The sequence below is a fragment of the Cupriavidus sp. HY129 genome (assembly GCF_059492215.1).
Genome location: NZ_CP083255.1, coordinates 1567942 through 1587867, shown reverse-complemented (window position 1 = coordinate 1587867; position 19926 = coordinate 1567942). Strand labels below are relative to the sequence as shown.

The window sequence follows — 19926 nt, the reverse complement described above, 5'->3', positions numbered from 1 at the left end:
CCTGTTTGTATGGGATTGCGATGGGCGTCAGACGCGCTCGATGATCGTGGCGTTTGCCATGCCGCCCGCTTCGCACATCGACTGCAGGCCAAAGCGCTCGCCGCTGTCTTCCAGCGCATGGAGCATGGTGGTCATCAGCCGCACGCCCGATGCGCCAAGCGGGTGACCCAGCGCGATCGCGCCACCGCGCGGGTTCAGGCGCGCGCCATCGGCCTTCATCGTCTTCTGCCAGGCCAACGGCACACTGGCGAATGCCTCGTTGATTTCGTAGTGGGCGATCTGCTCGAGCGTCATGTCGGTCTTTGCCAGCACGCGCTGGGTGGCGGGAATCGGCGCGGTCAGCATCTCCAGCGGATTGGCGCCGATCACATCGAAGCCGACAAAACGCGCGCGCGGCTTGAGGCCGAGCTTCGTGGCCATGCGCTCGCTGACGATCAGGATTGCCGCCGCGCCATCACTGATCTGCGAGGCGTTGCCGGCGGTAACGTTCCAGCCGATCTGCGGAAAGCGGGCGCTCAGTTCGTCGTTGCGGAATGGCGACTCTAGCGTCGCCAGACGCTCCACGGTGGTGTTGGCGCGGATCGTCTCGTCCTGCTCCACCAGACCGTTCACGGTCTGGATGCCGACGATCTCGCGCTTGAATCCGCCGGCTGCCTGGGCGGCGGCGGCGCGCTGGTGCGAGCGCGCCGAGTAGCTGTCCATGTCGTGGCGCGAAAGCTCCCACTTGGCGGCAACCAACTCGGCCGACACGCCCTGCCCGACCAGCCCCGGCGCGTAGCGTTCCTCGAACGACGGACCATATGGGTTCTGGCCAATACGCGCCGCGCCCATCGGCACCCGGCTCATCGACTCGATGCCGCAAGCAATCACGATGTCGTACGCGCCGGCCATGATGCCCTGCGCGGCAAAGTGAACGGCCTGCTGGCTCGAACCGCACTTGCGGTCGATGGTGGTGGCCGGCACGTGCTCCGGAAATCCCGCTGCCAGCCAGGCCACGCGCCCAACCCCTGCGGACTGTTCGCCGGCCTGCGTCACGCAACCGGTAATGACGTCGTCGACCAGACCCGGGTCAAGGTCATTGCGCTGCACGAGTTGCGACAGCACCTGAGCCAGCAGTTCGGTGGCGTGTAGTTCGGTAAAGGCGGAGCCGGGCTTGGAACGGCCCAGCGGCGAACGGATTGCGTCGATGATGAAGGCTTGCTGCATGTGTCTCCCCCTGATCCTGGTAGTAGGAAAAATGAGTTTGGTGGCTCAAAATATCGGTTGGCGTGACATATCTTCAATCAAGTTTTACCAGAAAGTCCAGCAAATCGCCTCAAAATTTCTCTTGACCTAATCTTTTTTTGAATTACAGAATAGAATTTATGAGACACGCGCGCCAAAAAAAGCATCAGCATTTAACCGGGAGCATCTGAAGTGACATCACTGCCACCTACCGCACCCGTCACGGCGGGCGAGAGCGAAGGCGAACAGGAAGGCCGCCTGGTGAGCGCGCTCGCACGCGGCATCGGCATCCTTGGCTGCTTTTCGACCACCGTCCAGGAACTGTCCGGCAAGGAATTGGCGGAGCTGACGGGTCTGCCCAAGCCCACGCTGTTCCGCCTGCTCGACACGCTGTGCGAACTCGGCCTGCTGCGCTATTCCGAGCGGCTATCGAAATACGTGCCCGGACTCGGCCTGCTGAACCTGGCCGCGCCGGCGCTCGCTCGCATGACGATCCGCCAGCTGGCCCGCCCGCTGATGCAGGAACTGGCAGATCACATCGAAGGACAAGTCCAACTGCTCGCAGGGATTGGCACCAATCTGAGCTACGTCGAAGTGGCGCAGGGTGCGGGTTCGCAGTTGTTCCGCTCGGAAATCGGGATGCGCGTCTCGCTGTCGCGCACGGCATCCGGCCGGGCGTACCTGTTGATGCTGTCCGAGTCCGAACGCAAGGCGTGGCTCGACGGCTTCGCGCGGCGCGACCCATCGCGCAAGGAATGGCTCGACGAGCGCCTTGCCACGGCACAGCGTGATCTGAGCGAGCATGGCTTCTCGCGCAGCTACGGCGACCTGCACCGCGAAATCGAAACCATCGCCGTGCCGATGCAGAAACGCCGCGATGGTGAGGCCTGGGTGCTCGCCGCCGCCGTGCCGATCTACAGCGAACAGTGCAGACGGCTGAAGGAAGACCTCGGCCCGCGCCTGCTGACGCTCTTGCGCAATGTGGAGGCATCGCTGGGCGCATAGCGTCGCAAAAGAATACAAAACCAACAGGAGGAGACGACCTGTTATGACAACGCTGCACGACTGGGCAACCGTGGCGCCGCAAAAGCCGGCATTGATCCAGGCTGAATCGGGCCACGTCATCACGTATGGCGAGCTGGACGCGCGCGCGATCCGCGCGGCGCAATGGCTGGTGTCGCGTGGACTGGAAGCCGGCGACTGCATCGCCGTGCTGGTGGAGAATCACCCGGGCCTGATCGAGATTGCATCCGCGGCGCGGCGCGTCGGGCTGTACTACACCGCAGTCAACACGCACCTGAGCCCGGCGGAAGCGGCCTACGTGCTGAAAGATTGCGGGGCGAAACTGCTGATTGCGTCGCCCGCCATGTTGCCGCTGGTCGAAGCAGTACGCGCGGCCGATGCCCACGCGCTCGATCTGCCTGTCTTCGTGCTGGCTGGCGCGTCAAACCTGCCGCCAGGCTTTGAAGCGTACGAAGCCGCGATCTCCGCGTTCGCCCCCGACGCTACCCTGCCCCCGCGCCCGGTCGGCCGCGACATGCTCTATTCGTCCGGTACCACCGGCCACCCCAAGGGCATCCGCCGGCCGCTCACGCCGTACGAAGACCGCGACAAACCCGAGCTTGAAATCATCGCCTGGCGCCGTGCATTCGGTTTCGACGAGAACACGGTCTACCTGTCCACTGCGCCGTTCTATCACGCCGCGCCGCTGCGCTACATCATGCGCACGCTTGACGTCGGCGGCACATGCGTCGCCATGGCGAAATACGACGCCGAGGGCGCACTGGCCGCAGTCGAGCGCTACCGCGTCACACATAGCCAGTGGGTGCCGACGATGTTCGTGCGCCTGCTGGGCCTGCCCGAAGAGGCACGCCGCCGTTACGACCTCTCGTCGATGAAGGTCGCCATCCACGCCGCCGCGCCATGTCCGGTCCATGTCAAACAGGCCATGCTCGACTGGTGGGGCGACATCCTCTACGAGTACTACGCCGGCTCCGAAGGCGCCGGCACGACCTCCATCGGGCCACTGGAATGGCGCAAGTATCCGGGCTCGGTCGGACGCGCGTCGGCCGGCGTCATCCATATCGTGGATGACGCCGGCAACGAGTTGCCGCCCAACGAAGTCGGCATGATCTTCTTCTCGGGCGTGGCGACGTTCTCGTATCACAACGCCCCGGAGAAGACGCGATCCGCGTACAACGACAAGGGCTGGGCCACCTACGGAGACCTCGGCTACGTCAACGAGGAAGGGTATCTGTTCCTGAGCGACCGGCGCGCGGACCTGATCCTGTCGGGCGGCGTAAACGTCTATCCACAGGAAATCGAAAGCGTGCTGATGCAGCACCCGTCGGTGGCGGACGTCGCCGTGATCGGCGTGCCCGATCCAGAGTTGGGCGAGGTACCGAAGGCCGTGATCGAACTACGTGACGGCAGGGCCGCCACGCCGGATCTGGCGCAGGACATCGTCGACTACTGCCAGGGCAGGCTCGGTCGCCTGAAGCTGCCGCGCACGGTGGTCTTCGACGAACGCCTGCCACGCACCCCCACCGGCAAGCTGTTGCGACGCGAACTGAAGGACCGCCATCGCGAGCAACCGCACTCCGGGCATGCCGTGCGGACCGGTCGCGCCTGACCGTATCGACCCGGCGTGGCCCGGCCGCCTGATGACTGCAGGGTTGGAGGGTTGGGGCCCCAGCGCATGGAAATGCGGCTATGCTGGCGGCAAAACGTCATCAAGAACGCCAGCCACTGGGGACAATTCATGCGCCTGAGCCAACTTCAGGACTTCATTGCCGTGGCCGAGACCGGCAGCATCCGGGCCGGCGCCAAGGCCCGCGATGTCTCGGGTCCGGCCATCACCAAGAGCATTCGCCTGCTCGAGGAAGAGTTGCATGTGCCGTTGCTGACACGCACCACGCGCGGTGTGGTGCTGTCGCGCTATGGCGAGGCATTTCTGCGGCGCGCGCAACTCATCGCCAGCGAGGCGCGCAAGGCCACCGACGAGATGTCGCAGATGCTGGGCACGCGCAATGGCGTGGTCCGTATCGGCGCCACGGGCGGCCCGGCGCACCTGCTGCTGCCGGCCGTGCTCAAGCGCTTTCGCTCGCAACACCCGGACGTCCAGGTCTGCATCGACAGCGGCGTCTATCCCGCCCACCTTTCCGATCTGCGCGCCGGTGTCATGGACATGGCAGTCAGCCCGATTCCGGACGAGGGCATCGAGCGCGAGTTTGTCTCCGAGCCGCTGTACGACAATGATTCGGTGGTGGTGGCACACAAGGACCATCCGCTGCGCAACGCCCGCAGGCTGCGCGAACTGGTGGGGTCGGAGTGGGTGCTGACGGGCCAGCGGATGCACGGCCCGGGCGCCGCGATTCTGGACGCCTTCCGGGAACTCGATCTGCCGTTGCCGCGCGTGGCCGTGCGTTGCGACACCATCGGCATGATCCAGACACTGCTCGAAGACCGGTCGCTGCTCTGCCTGCTACCGCGCCAGCTGGTACCCGGCCAATTGGCGAGCGCCAATCTGGTGGCGCTGCCCATCGAGGATCCGTTGCCCAGCCATGCGGTATGCCTGATCTACCGGGCCGATTCCCCGATGACGCCCGTGGCGGAGCAGTTCGCCACGCTGTTGCGGCGAGAAGTGCACTATCTCGGCAAGCAGCCGGACAGCCCACTGCGCAGACAGGTACCCCGCACCCCGGAAATGGCCGGCTAGCGTACCGCAGGCGGGTCGGGAACTCACTTTCAGTTGCGGGTGCTAACCAGCGGTTCACACCCGACCTGCCCCGAAACGCCGCCAGCCCGCGCCAGTACTACTCTCGCCGGCTCCAGCGGTGGTCCCGCCGGGACTTTCCCCACTGCATATAACGGCGAATCTGCGCGTGAATATCCCTTCGTCAACTGGAAGGGACCCACATGAACGCAATCGAGGACCGCCCCGCCGCGCTGATCACCGGCAAGGGCATCGACGCCATTGGAGATGGCATCTGGCTGCTGCATGGCCAAGGCCAGAGCTTCGTCGCCGATGTGGGTGGCGGGTTGCTGGTGGTCGACAGCGGTCCCGGCGGACGCATTACGGCGGGCATGATCGAGGTCCTGCGCACGCAGACGGACCTGCCCGTCCTGGCGATCTGCTACAGCCACGGTCACCTGGGCTACAACGCCGGCGTGAAGCAGTGGCTCGACCATGCCGCGCAACGCGGCGACCCCGCGCCGCGCATCCTGGCGCATGTCAATGTGCTGGCCCGCCAGAAGCGCTACCGGGAAACGCAGCGGATGCAGGAGCGCATGGCCGAGATCCAGTTCCGCCACGCCAGCGGCGCCCTGGCCGGCAAGCTGGGCCAGAACCGACCTACCGAGACCTTCACCGAAGGCATCACGGTCGGGCATGGTGACCGGCGCGCCGAGATCTTGTGGGCGCCATCGGAGACCGACGATGCCGTCGCCGTCTGGCTGCCCGGAAGCCGATTGCTCTACGGCGGCCCCGCCGTGATCGACTCCATCCCGAATGTCGGCACACCGTTCCGCACCATGCGCGACACCGTGCGCTGGGCGGAAACGCTGGAACGGCTGGCCAGCCTGCGCCCCGAAACCGTCGTCCGTGAATTTGGCCCTTCCCTGCAAGGCGAGGACACTTGCCAGCACGTACTGCTGCACACCGCCAGGGCACTGCGCTGGATGCGCGAAGAGGTGGTGCGACTGATGAACGCTGGCTGCAACGAGCGCGAGATGCTGGCCGCGCTGCAACCACCACCGGATCTGTTCGAGCAGCCGTGGATGCAGCCTACCTACGGCGACCCGACCTATATCGCCCGCGATATCTACCGCTCCGAAAATGGCTGGTGGGATCGCAACGCCACGACGCTGCATCCGGCCGCGCCGCAGGCGGTAGCCGACGAGATCGCAGCGGCCATCACCGATCACGGCGCGATCGTACGGCACGCCCGCGGACTGGCGGATCGCGGCGAGATCCAGTTGGCCCTGCATGTGATCGACCTGCTGGCGCAGGCATCCGGCGATGCTCCGCATGTCGTGGAGGCTCGTCAGCTCAAGGCCGAATGGCTGCGCGCCCGCTCGAAACAGGTGCGCAGCTATGTATCGCGCAGCCTCTACGTCGCGGCGGCCATGGTCCTGGAAAGCGGCTCGGACGACAACTTCGGCATCCACTAGGAGCCCGCCATGCCGTTCCCACAGTCTGTCGATGACATTGCCAACGACATCGCCGACCATCGCCGGCGCAATGCATTGCGCCTGTTCGCGATGCTCGGTCTGGGCGCCGCGCTGCGGCCCGCCGGCGCGGCTGCCACCTGGCCGTCGCGCCCTATCCGCCTCGTGGTGCCGGCTTCAGCCGGAAGCGGCCCCGATCTTTTCGCCCGTCCGCTGGCTGAAATGATCGGCAAGCGTCTTGGCCAATCGTTCGTGATCGACAACAAGCCGGGCGCCACCGGCATCATCGGCAACGACATCGTCGCCAAGGCCGCACCGGACGGTCAGACCTTGCTGTTCACTTACGCCGCCACGGTGGTCATCAACCAGACGCTGCAGCCAAAGATGCCGTACGACGGCCTGCGCGACCTCGCTCCCATCGCCCAGATCGGCGCAGGCGGCAACTTCCTTGTGGTGGCGCCCGACTTCCCCGCCCGCAACCTCAAGGAGTTCGTCGCGCACATACGCGCGCGGCCGGATGCCTATGACTACGCGTCCTGGGGCATCGGCTCGGGCGGCCATCTGACGATGGAGGCCCTGAAGATGCAGACGGGCATCCGCCTGCGGCATGTGCCCTACAAGACGGTGCCGCAGATCCTGAACGACATGCAGGGCGGCGTCGTGCGCGTGGCCTTTGTCGACACCTCGTCGTCGCTGCCATTGCTTCGTGCGGGAAAGCTGCGCGCGCTGGCTGTCAGCGGCACGCGGCGCGGCTCCGCCTCGCCCGACGTGCCCACGATGACCGAGCAAGGCTATCCGTTCGACACCAACAGCTGGTACGGCATGTTCGCGCCAGCAGGCACCCCAGACGCGATCGTGCAACGGCTCAACGCGGAAGTGAACCTCGCCCTTGCCAGCGCCGAGATGCGCGAACGTTTCATGCAGCTGAACATGGCCGATCCACCGATCAAGACCACCGCGCAGTTCGCGCAGACCGTGCGCGACGACGTGACGGCGTGGGGCAACGTGATCCGCGCCAACCACATCACCGTGGACTGACCATCGGAACCCGAAGACACCATGACCCTGAACGCCACCACACTTGACCAGCGCATTGGCGACGCCTTCGCCTACACCTTCCCCTTGCATGACGTGGCGCGCACGCGCTGGCGCTTCACGCAGCAGGCGCCCACGCGCGGCAAGCCGGCTAACCGGCTGTATCACAACCGGCATCTGCTGGACGATCGCGCCCGGCAAGTGACAATGCCCAATAACGACACGTTGTACTCGTCGGCGTGGCTCGACCTGTCCGACGCACCCGTGACGCTGGCGATGCCTGACATGGGTGACCGCTACTACAGCGTGGCACTGCTCGATGCCTTCACGAACAACTTCGCCTGCCTGGGCCCGCGCACCAACGGCCCCGGCGCCCACACGTTCGTGATAGCCGGCCCGGCACACCATGCCAGCGCGGCAAAGGTGCTACCGGTCGGCGCGACCCTGGTCCGGGCGCCTTGCAACGATGTCTGGCTGCTGACGCGCACGCTCGTCGATGGCGAACACGATGCACCCGCCGTACATGCGCTACAGGACCAGATGCTGTTGCAGGCCAGCGCCATGGAACCCAAGCGGTTCATCACCACACCCGACGAATCCAGTCCGGCCGCATATCTGTCGCTCGTCAACGAGGCCCTGGCGCGCAACGGCGTACCAGCCGACGAACAGTTCATGGTCGACGGGTGGGCCGATCTTGGCATCCGGGCAGACGCGCTGGACGCATGGAGCACGCTCGATCCGCAGGTGCGCGATGCCTGGACGCGGCTGTGGCCGGCGCTGCGCCATCGGCTCGAACACCCGCCCAAGGGCAGCATCCGTCGAAGCGGTCCCAAGGGCTCGTGGTTCAGTGGCATGGACCATATCGGCAACTTCGGCAAGGACTACGTGTACCGCGCCTACATCGCGCTCGTCGGACTCGGCGCGCTGGAACGCGCGGAAGCGATCTATGCAACCGCCCTGGTGGATGGCGACGGACAGGCATTCGACGGTGGGCACCGCTATCGGCTGCGCGTGCCTGCGAACATGCCTGTCGACGCATTCTGGTCGTTGTCGATGTACGAGTTCGAACCGGATGGCCGGCGCTTCTTCACGGCCAACCCGCTCCGCCGTTATGCGATTGGGGACCGCACACCCGGACTGATACGCAATGCGGACGGATCGCTCGACATCGCCATCCAGCACGCGCAACCCGAGGGCGGCACCGCCAACTGGCTGCCCGCGCCTGCGGGCCGGTTTTCGATGGCCCTGCGGTACTACCACCCGCAGGCCGACCTGATCGAGCACCGGTTCGTGATGGCGGACACGGAGCGCGTCGCCGGGTAATCTGGGCGGGGCAGTCCGATGCGTCGGCGCCCCGCCTGACAGCCGTCAGAACTTGCCGCCTTTCCAGTCGCCCGGCAGGTTCTTGTTGAGGAACTTGCGCATATCGCTGTCGCGGAAGCGGGGCACGGCTCGGCCATAGGGCTTGGCACCCGCTTCCGGCGTCATCGCATCGACGAATTCCCAGTACGTTCTTATAGTTGGGTATGCGATTGGCGCTGCCTGCCTGCGCTCAGAAACGAACATTGAGCGTGGCCTGGACGCCATGGTCCTGGGCATTGCCGGCGATCTGTCCCTGATAGGCCAGACCCAGCGTTGCCGTGCGGCCGACCTTGACGTCGAATCCGGCCTCGATCACGGCGCTGTCCTTGGCGATCGGCACCCCGGCCACGGTGAAGGCGCCACCGGCCGAGAAGGCCAGCGTCGCAAGCGGGGTCACGTCGCCGAACGCGTGGCGCCAGCCCAGTGCGCCCCGCGCGGTGACCTCCGCGCCGCCGAATTCGAGGCGGGTCGAGACGCGCGTGCCAAGGGTGGTGAAGGTGGTGTCGGTGTTCTGTCCGCTTGCCTGCAATGCGGCCGCGCCGCCCTGCTCGCGGAAGCCATCGGTGTGGAGATGGACATACGCGAGGTTGGCGAACGGCTCCAACGCAACGGCGCGCGCGTCGATGCGATAGCCGAGGTCCGCGAAAGCCTGCGCGGTGCCCGCGTCGGCATTGGCCTTGAGCGAGTCGTTCATGCCCGCCACGGCCACCGAGCGCCGCGTGTCGAGGTTGTTCCAGCTATAGGCCACGCCGGTGCGCAAACCCAGCGCGCCCCACTGCGTGCCGCCGTACAGGCCGAGATGATAGTTGTCGCTGCCGCCGGACGATGCGTTGTCCGCATCGAGACTGGTATGGCTGTAGCCGGCCAGCGCGCCCACGCGCCAGTTGTCGCCAAGCACGGAGGTATCCAGGCCCAGCAACACACCACCCGTCGATCGCCTCAGGCGGGCGGCATTGCCGTCGCTGTCACTGTGGCCCCAACTGCCGAAGGCCTGGATCCAGCTGACCGGTCCTGCGGCGTTGGGGGCAGCCAGTACATTGCGACCGTCGCTTCGCGTCATCACCGGCGCGGCCGAAGCCCCGACGCCATCGAACGCCGCGCGCAAGCGCCCGGTGGCGGCATCGCGCACGAAGCGGCTATCCTCGATCAGCGCCGTTTTCGCGGAAGCGTAGATCTCCCCGGAGAACCCATCGAAGCTGGCCCGGACCAGCGCCTGATCATCGGGCAACAGCGCGACGGCGTCATACACCGCGTGGCCCGCAGCCAGCCCGATGCTGTCGATGGCGGCGGCTGTGGCACGCTGGTTGCGCGTGCCGGCGACCGTGGCGAAACCAATGTCATTGCGCTTCAGGTCCAGCATGACCTTGCCGGCGGCATAGTCGTAACTCACGCTGGGCGCGAGGAATGCGAAATCCGAAGTGACGCTGTCGAACTTGCCGGACAGCGCACCGTCTGCCGTCAGGATGGTGTAGGTCGAACGCAGCTGGTAGTCGCCGCTGGCGCCAACGTGGGCCACCGTGCCGCCGTCCAGCGTGGCCTTGCCGGTGACGTGGACGAGATCAGCCTCGGTGCCCAGCGGATTGACCTCGACGACGAAGCGCGCGTCGCGTTGCACGGTCAGGTCGCCGTTCACCGTGAGCGTGCCGATGGAATTGCCGGGCGACAGCGTGCCGCCCGAAGCGATCGTCACGTGCGAACCCTGGCCAGAGCCGATCGTTCCATTACCGCCGAGGACCGCGCCGCTACCGACAATCAACGATCCGCCGAGCGCGCCATTCAATGCCAGTCGTCCGCCCGCGATCGAGGTGGTACCTGCAAAGCCTGCGCTATTTCCGCTCAGGCTGAGCGTGCCCGTGCCCGTCTTGTTGAACACGCCGCTGCCGGAGAGAACGCCTGCGTAGTTCGCATCGGTGGCCTGCCCGAAGGTGAGCGAAGCGCCCGACGCGATGGCCGCGTTGCCACTGAAGCGTTCGGCGGCGCTGGTCAGGCCGCCGGCCTGGATCGACCAGTCCAGCACCGAGGTGCCGCCGAGCACGAGCCCGCCCGCCCCACGCTTGACCATGCTGCCGTTCGTACCGTCGAAACCGACGATGTCGCCAGCGAAATGGGCATCGGTCGCCTGATCGAAGATGACGGTGCCCGCATTGCCAACCTGACCCGAGATCGAAGCGGCATTGCCGATCAGCGTGCCGGACTGCACGACGGTATTGCCATAGGCGTTGCCGGTGTTGTCCAGCCGCAGCGTGCCAGTACCCAACTTGGTCAGATTGCCGCTGCCAGAGACCGTGCCGGTCAGGCCTAGCTCGGTACCAGCAGCCACATCGAAGACGCCCGACTGCGTCAGCATCACCGCGCGTGCTGTGTCGAAGCTGCCGGTGCTCGCCAGCGTGCCGCCAGTGAAGGTCACCCCACCCTGTGCCGCGCCAAGGTTGGCGTCCGCCGACACTCGCAAGGTGCCGCCACGCAGTTCGGTGCCGCCCGTGTAGGTATTGACGCCAGAGAGCACCAGCGTGCCGTAGTCGGACTTGACCAGCGTGCTCGCGCCAGTGAGCGCCGAGGCGATGGTGGCCGTCTGGCCCGTGCCGGCCGTCGTGCCATCGCCAACGCGGATGATGCTTTGACCGCCCGCCCCCTGCAGCGTGATGGCGTCACCCTGCACGCGGTAGCCATCGGTAGCGAACTGCATGCCGGTTACGCCAAGGGCGCCGGCACTGCCGTCGACCTGCACCGTGCCCGCCACGCCCTGGAACACCGCAAACGTCGGATTGGGCTGGAATGGACCATTCGCAGCACCGTCGGCGCCGGTCCAGTTGTACCCATCGGCCCGCCACGTACCGTTGCCGCCATCGACCACGCCGTTGTTCCGGCGCGTGGGGTCTCCACCGTCCCAGAAGCCAAGGGAGTTGCCGATGGTAGAGAGCAGGTTGACCTGGCCCGCGACAGCGGTCTGCACACTGAGGTTGTCCGCTCGAACCCCTGCCGGTGTCGTGCCGATAACAACGCCGCTGTACGTCAGGCTGCCGCCATAGTTGAACAGGCGATAGATGCCTGCACCGAAGCCGCCCTGATCGGTCACGTTGAGCGTGCCCTCCAGTCTCAGGTTGCCGCCGACGTCGAACAGTGCGTTGCCTGTAGCCCCGCCAAGCGCGACGTTTATGGCGCTACTCGTACCCAGCGTCAGGTTGCCGGTCACGGCCAGCGTCTGGCCTTGCTGGCCCCCGATCACGCCGCTGCTACTGGCATCCAGGTCGCCCTGGATGCGACCGACACCACCAACCTCGCCTCGCGCGGACGCGCTGACGTTGCCGATAAACGTGCCATCGACTCGCAGATGCCCCGTGCCGATCACCGATGCGCTGCCACCCAGCCGGTTATCGACGATCAGCGTGCCGCCCGCCACCGTCGTGGTCCCGTCGAAACGGGAACTGTCGGCGGCCAGGTGCGTCACGCCGGCATAGTGGTTGACGGCGTGGCTGCCCGTGCCGACGACGATCAAGGCTGGGTCGAAGCGGTAATTGACAGCGGTGTGGTTGAAGTTGAGCGAGTCCGACCCCGTGCCGAATTCGACGCGTGTCGCTTGGAGAATGCCTGCCCCCACCGCAGCCAGCGGATCGGTCGACGCCGCGCCAATCGTAAGCGTGCCGGCGCCCGCCGAAGCAAAATTGCCGTTCACGCCTAATGACAACGCGCTGCTCCCCCGGATGCCAAGCTCGACCGTACCGCCATCGGCGATGGTGAGCGCGCCCGAGCCATAGTTGGTCAGATAGCCGTCACCCAGAATGAGACCGCCGGCGTTGCTCCAGCGTGATGCGGCACCGCTCACGCTGACCGAGCCGAAGCTGTCCGGCAGCCTGCCAATGATGCTGTGCTGCGTGACAAGCAAGCCTCCGGCTTCGATCGACACCGAGCCAATGCCGTTCCGTTCGCCGACGCGCAGGTAACCGTCGTTACTCCAGATCGATCCCGCCCCCGACACGGTGACCGCACCGTTGCCGCCGTACCGCCCGACGAAGGCATCGTTGCTGGTCACTCTGCCGCCCGCCATCACATCGAGCCGGCCACTGCCACCATCGGCGCCGACATGGAGACCACTGCGACTCGCCCAAAGCGAGCCCGCGCCAGTCACCGTTGCCCGTGCCGTGCCTTGCGTGGCGTTGATCCTGGCGCTCGTGTTGGTCACCTGGCCGCCGCCGTCGATCGTCAGATGGCCATCGCGATTGCCGCCGACGAGAATGTCGCCGTTGGCCCGCCAGGCAGCCAGCGCGCCAGACACCTCCACGCCGGCCGGTGCCAACGCACTGGCACTGTCGATCTGTCCCGCGCTGGTGCCCAGGACGTTGGCAATCACCAGCGTGCCGCCCGCGACCGTGGTGGTGCCCTTGAAGCCAGAACTGTCGCCGGTCAGCCGCGTGACGCCGGCATAGTGATTGAGTGCGTGCGTGCCGGTACTGGCGCTGTTCAAGACCGTGCCGAACGTGTAGCTGCTGTCGGTATGGTTGAAGTTGAGCGTGGCCGCGCCGGCGCCGAAGTCGATGCGTGGGGTGTCGAGCATGCCTGCGCCGCGCGCGTCGGCCGCATTGGTGCTGGCGGCGCCGATGTTGATGGTGCCGACACTGCCGACGGTCTGCCCCAACGTTAGTACGTTGACCACCGACACGCGGCCCGCATCGGCAATGTTCAACGTGCCGGTGCCGTAGCCGCCGACCTCCATGCTCTGCCAACTATCCCAAAGCGAGCCTTGGCCGGACACGCTGACCGCCCCAATTCCAGCCGCACGGGCACCGATGGAAGCCCCCGCGGTCGTTATCAGCGTGCCGCCACCCTCGATACTCAGCCAGCCGGTGCCACCACCCCCCACTGTCAGCAAGGAGCTCACGATCCAGGATGGCGTCTGGGCGGGCGCTCCCCCCGGAGCAACATCCCCGCCGCCCGTGACCGATTGCGCCCAGACGCCCGGCGGGCTGCCGATGATGGCCAGCGCGGCCGCCAGCCCGGCCACGGCCCTTGCGCGGCGGGCCAGCCGGCTGTGGGATGGGCAACCGCCCTTGCCCTGTCCGTGGGCAAGTTCACTGGCGACCTGCCAAAGACCGAGGCGTCGATTGAAAACAATGCGATGGGTACGATTCATGAGTACTTCCGTGATCTGAAGCGGCGACGTGGCCGGCAGGCACCGAGGACCGTGGGAGTCGTGCGTTGCCTGGTGGTATCGGGAGGGCGCTATACCGCGCGCCGGTGCCAATGGCGTCTTTCCGTCCGCCCGCCGCGCGGACATGGAAGTTGTCCCGATTCGACTTGCTGCGCTGTGTCGGTGGCAGGCTGGCGGCCGCAACGCTTGATGATTCGCTTCAGATTCATGACGACTTCCCCGGAGCCGGTGGCCAAGTCGATGAACGACTCGATGACCGACTTGATGACCAATGGCATCCACGCCGTGTGCGTGACCCGGCGTGGTGCGGTGTTTGGAATAGGAATGCGTGACCTGGCAGCCGCGGGATGCTCGGCCTGCCACCCGTGCCCTGACCGTGTCTTGGACGTGCCTTGAGGCAGGAGGCAATTAGATAAGTGACGGCAACGCCTGCCTATCACTGCAAACTGGTATTTCGCCGCGATGCGCCAGCAGGGCGACGGCACCACCGCGAATCCCGGCGACATACCCCACTAAATACTGGTTTCAAGGGATGGCCCGGTGTGGTCGGCGCGCCGCATAATGCGCGCTGATCCGTTTCTCTGGGAGCCCGGGCCGATGCCCTTGCGCATGCTTGCCGCCGATCTGACCTTGCCTGCGCCGGCGCTGCTGGTGGAGGACGACCCGTTGGTCGCTCGCCGGCTGGAGAACCTGCTGCAACAACTCGGCTATGCGCCAGACGCGCTTGTACTGGCCGCCTCGCTGGCCGAAGCGCGCGCCCGCGTGGCGGACCAGCCCGTGGCACTGGCACTGGTGGATCTGGGCCTGCCCGACGGCAGCGGCATCGACCTGATCGCCGAGTTGCGCGCGGCCGACCCAGGACTGGGCATTCTGGTGATTTCTGCCTGGAGCACCCAGGATGCGATCCTGGCCGCGCTGCGTGCCGGGGCCACCGGCTACGTGGTCAAGGAGCGCGACGATCTGGAAGTTGCAATGGCCCTGCGCAGCGTGCTGCGCGGCGGCGCGCCCATCGACCCGTTCATCGCCCGGCGCATCATTGAGGAACTGCATCCCGGCCCGAGCGATTCGGCCAACGCGCAGACGCCCGAACCATCGGCCGAACGCCTGAGCCCGCGCGAACACCAGATCCTGCGACTGGTGGCGGACGGGCTGGGCAACCGCGAGATCGCCGAGCACCTGTTCCTGTCGCGCTACACCGTGGAATGCCACATCAAGCATATCTATCGCAAGCTCGCCGTCTCGTCGCGCACCAGGGCGATCAACGCGGCGCGCTCGCGTGGCTTGCTGGGATGAAGGGCTGGCTCGCCTGCCTCGCGCACCTCGTGCTGTGGCTGGTTGCGGCGTCGGCCTGGGCGCAGACACCAACGGCCCAATGCTCGGTGCGCATCCTCACCGTCAGCACGGCCGAAGCGGGCCCGCAAGGCGCACGCCCCGATCCCTCGCAATGGCGCACGGTCACGTTGCCCGACGACTGGAGCCGCCGTCAGCCCGGCTTCGGCGGTAGCGTCTGGTATCGCCTCGACTGGCAGCGCGAATGCCCGGGCACACAGCGCGAACCGGTCGCGCTGGTACTGCAATCGGTGGTGATGGCGGGCGAAGCCTTCATCAACGACGAGCTACTGTGGCGGGACGCGCAGCTCACCGAGCCGCTGTCGCGGAGCTGGAACCTGCCGCGCCATTGGCGCCTGCCCGAAGCCTGGATACATGACGGCGTGAACACGCTCTGGGTGCGCGTGGTGGGTGTGGCCGGGCAGTCCCTGGGGCTGGGGCCGGTTTTCCTTGGTGATCCGCTGGCGATGCAGCAGCGCTATGACGAACTCTGGTGGCGCTATCGCACGCTGTTCATGATCAACATCATCGTGTCGGGCGTGATGGCGGCACTGTTCTTCTGCATCTGGGTGGTGCGGCGCGAACAGACCGCTTATGGCTGGTACGCGCTCATGTACCTGTTCTGGGTACTGTTCATCGCCAACGTGCTGGTGACCACCCCCTGGCCGTGGCACAGCACGCTGACGGTGGCGCGCTTCAACACCATGGCGCTGCTGTTGTCGATCGCCTGCTTCTGCGTGTTCACCTGGCGCTTTGGCGGGCAGCATCTGCCGCGCATCGAACGGGCACTGTGGTGGGTCACCGGCATACTGCTGGCCGCCCAGGTGGTGGTGCCGGATGCGTATGTAGGTCACGCGCAGTTGGTGGGCGTCATGGTTACCGCCGCGATCTTCTACGTCAATGATTTGCAGTTTCTGGTCCATGCGCTGCGCACACGCCAGCGGGAGCACGCGCTGCTGGCAGGCTGCCTGCTGATCCTGCTGGCCGCCAGCGTGCACGACCTCCTGCTGTTGCTGGCCGTTCTCCCCGGGTCGTTCCCAATCTCGCCTTACACCAGCATTGTGGTCACCCTATGCCTGTCCGGCATCCTGGGGCTGCGCCACGCGCACAACGTGCGTCGTATCGAGCAATTCAATCAGGAACTGGCCGACGGCATCACCAACGCCCGCGCCGAACTGGCCACGACCCTGGCGCGCGAGCACGCGCTGACGCTGGGCAACACCCGTCTGCAAGAACGCCTGCAGATCGCGCACGACCTGCATGACGGCGTGGGCGGATCGCTGGTGCACATGATGGCTCTGGTCGAACAGAGCGAGGCACCGCTGCAGCGCCAGCACGTGCTTTCCATGCTCAAACTGATCCGCGATGACCTGCGCCAGACCATCGACAGCAGCGCCAGTGTCGGCGTCGAGGTACCGGCGACGCCACTGGAGTGGATCGCGCCTCTGCGCTACCGCTTTACGGAGTTGTTCGACGAACTGGGCATCGCCATCGACTGGCAGTGCCCCGCCCAGTGGCGGACACCGCCCACCGCCCTGCAGTGCCTGGCACTGATCCGCCTGCTGGAAGAATCACTGACCAACGTCGTCAAGCACAGCCGCGCGCGGCGCGTGCGCGTCTGCCTGGAACTCCCCGATGCCAATCGGCTGTTGCTGAGCATCGACGACGATGGCGTCGGCTTCGACGTCGCGGCAGTGCAGCAAGCCGGCATGAGCGTGGGGATGCGCAGCATGCACCTTCGCATTGCGCGTGTGGGCGGCACGCTGACCGTGAACGCGCAGCCAGGCCACACCATGCTGGTGGCTGAACTGGCACTCAAATCCGTCCAGCCGCCGCAAACGGACGGCGATGCCACTCCCAAGGCACTGCAAACGTCTTCGTAAAGCACGGTACGCTGCCTTCCGCGTCACTACTCGCGCAACGTCGGACAATTACTGACAGCATCCATCGCCCGCGCGACCTATAAGAAGAGTTGAAGATTCATTCGGCAACGCGCTCGCGCTGCCGGCGTCTGGATGCGCGCGCGCATCCTTGTGAATTTCAACCTGGAGGAGGTCTCGCGATGACGAATCGAAGGCGATTTCTATCGAGTATTTCGGGAGTTGTTCTGGCCACCGTGGCCGGGGTTGATGGCAAGGCGGAAGCGCAGACTGCTGCGAAACTGGATGAGAAGGACCCTCAAGCGGTAGCGCTGGGGTACAAGCACGATACAAGCAAGGTCGACAAGGCCAAGTTCGCGAAGCACGACGTCAGCCAGAAGTGCAGCAATTGCCAGCTATACCAGGGCAAGCCAGGCGATGCATGGGGGCCCTGCCCGATCTTCGCCGGCAAGCAGGTCTCCGCAAATGGATGGTGTAACTCGTATGTGAAAAAGGCTTGATCCACGCAGTATTGACTTGGCAGATCCGCACGATAAGACACCTCGAACGCCTGCCCCCTCCGACGTCGCCGGGCACCGCGCCTATGCGTACAACGGTCAGCAGCACCCAGTATGACGCCGCCCGGGTCGCCGACTCAGGCCACCTCCTGATAACGGACAGCGCGCTGACGGGCGAGCGTCATGGTGTCTCTTCGAGCGGAGGCACCGCTGCTGACGACATCATCATTTGCGTGAGTGGCGGCTCGATCAGCGTGGCAACGGGCGTCGCCTTCAACGCCGAGGATACGATCTCGCTGATCGTCCTGAAGAACGGCACGACGATCAGCGCCGGAAGCGGCAACCTGCTGAACGTCAGCATGATCAGGCATTTCGAAAATGCCTGCCAGCCATAGAGTCAACGCGTGAAGCGCGGCTGCCCCCCCCCGCAAGTACGCATTCAACTACCCTTCGACCGCTTGCGGCACGAAAGCCCCAGCTCAGACTGCCGGCTGCTGCAAAGCGGCAATCTCCCGGTATGATGCCCGCCAGGCGTCGACTTTCTCCACTCGAACCATGAAAACAAAGGTAAGGGCTACCGTAGTTTGCGCACGCGGCGACCGTGTGCTACTGGTCTCAAAGGATGGCAGCAGATGGGCGCTGCCGGGTGGCCGTCCGACCAAGAACGAAACGTTTGCTGACGCAGCAGGCCGGGAGCTTCTGGAGGAGACCACGTTGCTGGCTCGCGGGCTCGGATTCTTGTTTCAAGTCGTTGGCGCAACCACCGTGCACCACGTCTTCGTCGCGAATATTGGAGAATCGGCCGTGCCGAAACCAAGCAAGGAGATCCAGGGCTGCCAATGGTTTTCGCAAGCCGAGTTGGGAGAGATCGTCGTCAGCCCAACGACCCGGCACATCATTGAAAGCATCTGGGCGCTGCGCCAGCGTTAGACCTCGGCCGCAGGCCATTTGCCACTAGCCAACATTCGCTGCACGGTACGCAAAATCAAACTGGCGCGAGCGACGGGAATGCCCACGCCGCACGCATCGGCCTACAGGCTGGCAGCTACGCCAGCGATGCGGCCGGACTCGCCAGCGCGCCAGCACCGTCCGAAGTTCGATGGGCCGATTCTGACAGTCGCCAGCCGCTACCAATCACTTTAGCCGGGCCGGTGTCGCCATAGCAGCCTTGCGCAATAGCCTGCTCTTCTGTACCCATCGCGCCGCACCTATTTCGCCGTCACGAAATAGAAGAAGCCCCGCCGGTTTTCTCCCGGCAGGGCTTCTTGCGCAACTTCGAGGGCTACCTTAGATCGGTTCGATCTTGGTCGCCGCGGGGCCCTTCTGGCCTACGCCGGCCACATAGCGCACTTTCTGGCCTTCCTGAAGCGACTTGAATCCATTGCCTTGCACTTCGGAAAAATGGGCAAACAGGTCGTCTCCGCCTGCATCCGGCGTGATGAAGCCAAAACCCTTTGAATCGTTAAACCACTTTACAGTACCGGTTTCCATGTAGAACTTCCTTAAAAATTCTCGCCGTGCCGAAATAGCGGACGAGGCATGACGATCAAGGAGGAAACATGGAGAGAAAGTGGTGCTGCCGAGGTAAACACCTAACGCCTCGAGGTTACGCTTGAAGATCCTGCGATCATACTTATACAGGTACACCGCACCTCGGTCAATGAACATCTCACGACAATCGATACGTATCTTGCAAGCGCGGCGCGAGGCAATGAACGGACCTTCGGCGAAACAACCCCTAGCTTTTCAACGCCGCATACTACAGTCGCATTCCTTCGGTACAAGAGGTCTCCATATACCTCTGCGCAAACTGCCTCACAGTGATGCGTCGCGCCCCCGGTTGCTCTGGTCCAGCATCGACGTACAGTGATCGAACGCGACCGCATCGAAACTCGCGCCTCAAGACGGTAGTTCCCAGGACATAGCACTCCTGAATCGCGCCTCACACAACAGCATCATCTCAATCCACGTACGCGGATCAACGCCACACCATCTTGAGTCGGACAGCGTCCAGATTTGAGCGACAGAGTTTCATTGACTACAGCAGGAAAGCCCCGTATAACTAATCGAGCAGGATCTTCAAGCAGCCACGCCACCTGGATTGATTTGCCCGCCTCAACGGGGCCCTCTTCAATGCCGTCTCCTTGATCTTCTCGCTGCGCCGCACTTGTTGGGGCGTAGATTGCGCGAGACAACGACGGAGACGAGTCCATCCCTGATTCGAATCAATGGTGCATCGCCGCCTCGCATCCAGCGCGATGCGAGCGAATTCACGCGCCATCCC

General features: G+C 65.1%; 16 protein-coding genes. 12 read left to right on the top strand and 4 right to left on the bottom strand.

What is annotated here, in order from left to right:
- Positions 1–27: 27 nt before the first annotated feature.
- Positions 28–1206 (bottom strand): thiolase family protein, encoded by a 1179-nt coding sequence (locus K6G35_RS23455; RefSeq protein ID WP_008645311.1) that lies wholly within the window; start codon positions 1204–1206, stop codon positions 28–30.
- Between the two features lie 210 nt (positions 1207–1416).
- Here K6G35_RS23455 and K6G35_RS23450 point away from each other — a divergent pair, with 210 nt between their 5' ends.
- The 6 genes from K6G35_RS23450 to K6G35_RS23425 all read left to right on the top strand — a co-directional run bounded on the left by K6G35_RS23450 (position 1417) and on the right by K6G35_RS23425 (position 8751).
- Entirely contained in the window at positions 1417–2229 is an 813-nt protein-coding gene (locus K6G35_RS23450; RefSeq protein ID WP_051705486.1) for an IclR family transcriptional regulator, read from the top strand.
- A gap of 43 nt (positions 2230–2272) precedes the next feature.
- Positions 2273–3856 carry an acyl-CoA synthetase gene (locus K6G35_RS23445; RefSeq protein WP_008645313.1) on the top strand — a complete coding sequence of 528 codons (1584 nt, stop codon included), beginning with the start codon at positions 2273–2275 and terminating at the stop codon, positions 3854–3856.
- A 129-nt stretch (positions 3857–3985) separates the two neighbouring features.
- Entirely contained in the window at positions 3986–4942 is a 957-nt protein-coding gene (locus tag K6G35_RS23440; protein WP_495676398.1) for a LysR substrate-binding domain-containing protein, read from the top strand.
- 200 nt (positions 4943–5142) lie between these two features.
- Positions 5143–6396: an alkyl sulfatase dimerization domain-containing protein gene (locus tag K6G35_RS23435; RefSeq protein WP_186426202.1), complete on the top strand. Its 1254-nt coding sequence runs from the start codon at positions 5143–5145 to the stop codon at positions 6394–6396.
- Between the two features lie 9 nt (positions 6397–6405).
- Positions 6406–7431 carry a Bug family tripartite tricarboxylate transporter substrate binding protein gene (locus K6G35_RS23430; RefSeq protein ID WP_008645321.1) on the top strand — a complete coding sequence of 342 codons (1026 nt, stop codon included), beginning with the start codon at positions 6406–6408 and terminating at the stop codon, positions 7429–7431.
- Between the two features lie 21 nt (positions 7432–7452).
- Positions 7453–8751, top strand: a complete 1299-nt coding sequence (locus K6G35_RS23425; RefSeq protein ID WP_495676397.1) for a DUF1254 domain-containing protein — start codon at positions 7453–7455, stop codon at positions 8749–8751.
- A 45-nt stretch (positions 8752–8796) separates the two neighbouring features.
- On the opposite strand, the gene K6G35_RS23420 is transcribed toward K6G35_RS23425, so the two are convergent.
- Positions 8797–8994, bottom strand: coding sequence for a hypothetical protein (locus tag K6G35_RS23420; RefSeq protein WP_152414974.1), 198 nt, complete (start codon positions 8992–8994; stop codon positions 8797–8799).
- The gene (locus K6G35_RS23415) at positions 8981–13918 is read right to left on the bottom strand and encodes an autotransporter domain-containing protein (protein WP_495676396.1); all 4938 of its coding nucleotides are present in this window, start codon (positions 13916–13918) and stop codon (positions 8981–8983) included. The genes K6G35_RS23420 and K6G35_RS23415 overlap by 14 nt, the downstream gene beginning before the upstream one ends.
- A 225-nt stretch (positions 13919–14143) precedes the next feature.
- On the opposite strand from K6G35_RS23415, the gene K6G35_RS23410 reads away from it, so the two are divergent.
- From K6G35_RS23410 to K6G35_RS23385, 6 genes are all read left to right on the top strand, one after another.
- Positions 14144–14332, top strand: a complete 189-nt coding sequence (locus K6G35_RS23410; RefSeq protein WP_495676395.1) for a hypothetical protein — start codon at positions 14144–14146, stop codon at positions 14330–14332.
- Positions 14333–14533: 201 nt separating this feature from the next.
- Positions 14534–15229 (top strand): response regulator, encoded by a 696-nt coding sequence (locus K6G35_RS23405; RefSeq protein WP_008646240.1) that lies wholly within the window; start codon positions 14534–14536, stop codon positions 15227–15229.
- Positions 15226–17148 carry a sensor histidine kinase gene (locus K6G35_RS23400; RefSeq protein ID WP_495676394.1) on the top strand — a complete coding sequence of 641 codons (1923 nt, stop codon included), beginning with the start codon at positions 15226–15228 and terminating at the stop codon, positions 17146–17148. Before K6G35_RS23405 ends, K6G35_RS23400 begins: the two co-directional genes overlap by 4 nt.
- A 179-nt stretch (positions 17149–17327) precedes the next feature.
- Positions 17328–17645: a high-potential iron-sulfur protein gene (locus K6G35_RS23395; protein ID WP_035883998.1), complete on the top strand. Its 318-nt coding sequence runs from the start codon at positions 17328–17330 to the stop codon at positions 17643–17645.
- Complete coding sequence (locus tag K6G35_RS23390) at positions 17642–18037, top strand: hypothetical protein (RefSeq protein ID WP_186426206.1); 396 nt, start codon at positions 17642–17644, stop codon at positions 18035–18037. The genes K6G35_RS23395 and K6G35_RS23390 overlap by 4 nt, the downstream gene beginning before the upstream one ends.
- Before the next feature lie 160 nt (positions 18038–18197).
- Positions 18198–18572, top strand: a complete 375-nt coding sequence (locus tag K6G35_RS23385) for an NUDIX hydrolase (RefSeq protein ID WP_495676393.1) — start codon at positions 18198–18200, stop codon at positions 18570–18572.
- Between the two features lie 357 nt (positions 18573–18929).
- On the opposite strand, the gene K6G35_RS23380 is transcribed toward K6G35_RS23385, so the two are convergent.
- Complete coding sequence (locus K6G35_RS23380) at positions 18930–19133, bottom strand: cold-shock protein (RefSeq protein ID WP_008646235.1); 204 nt, start codon at positions 19131–19133, stop codon at positions 18930–18932.
- Positions 19134–19926: the final 793 nt, after the last annotated feature.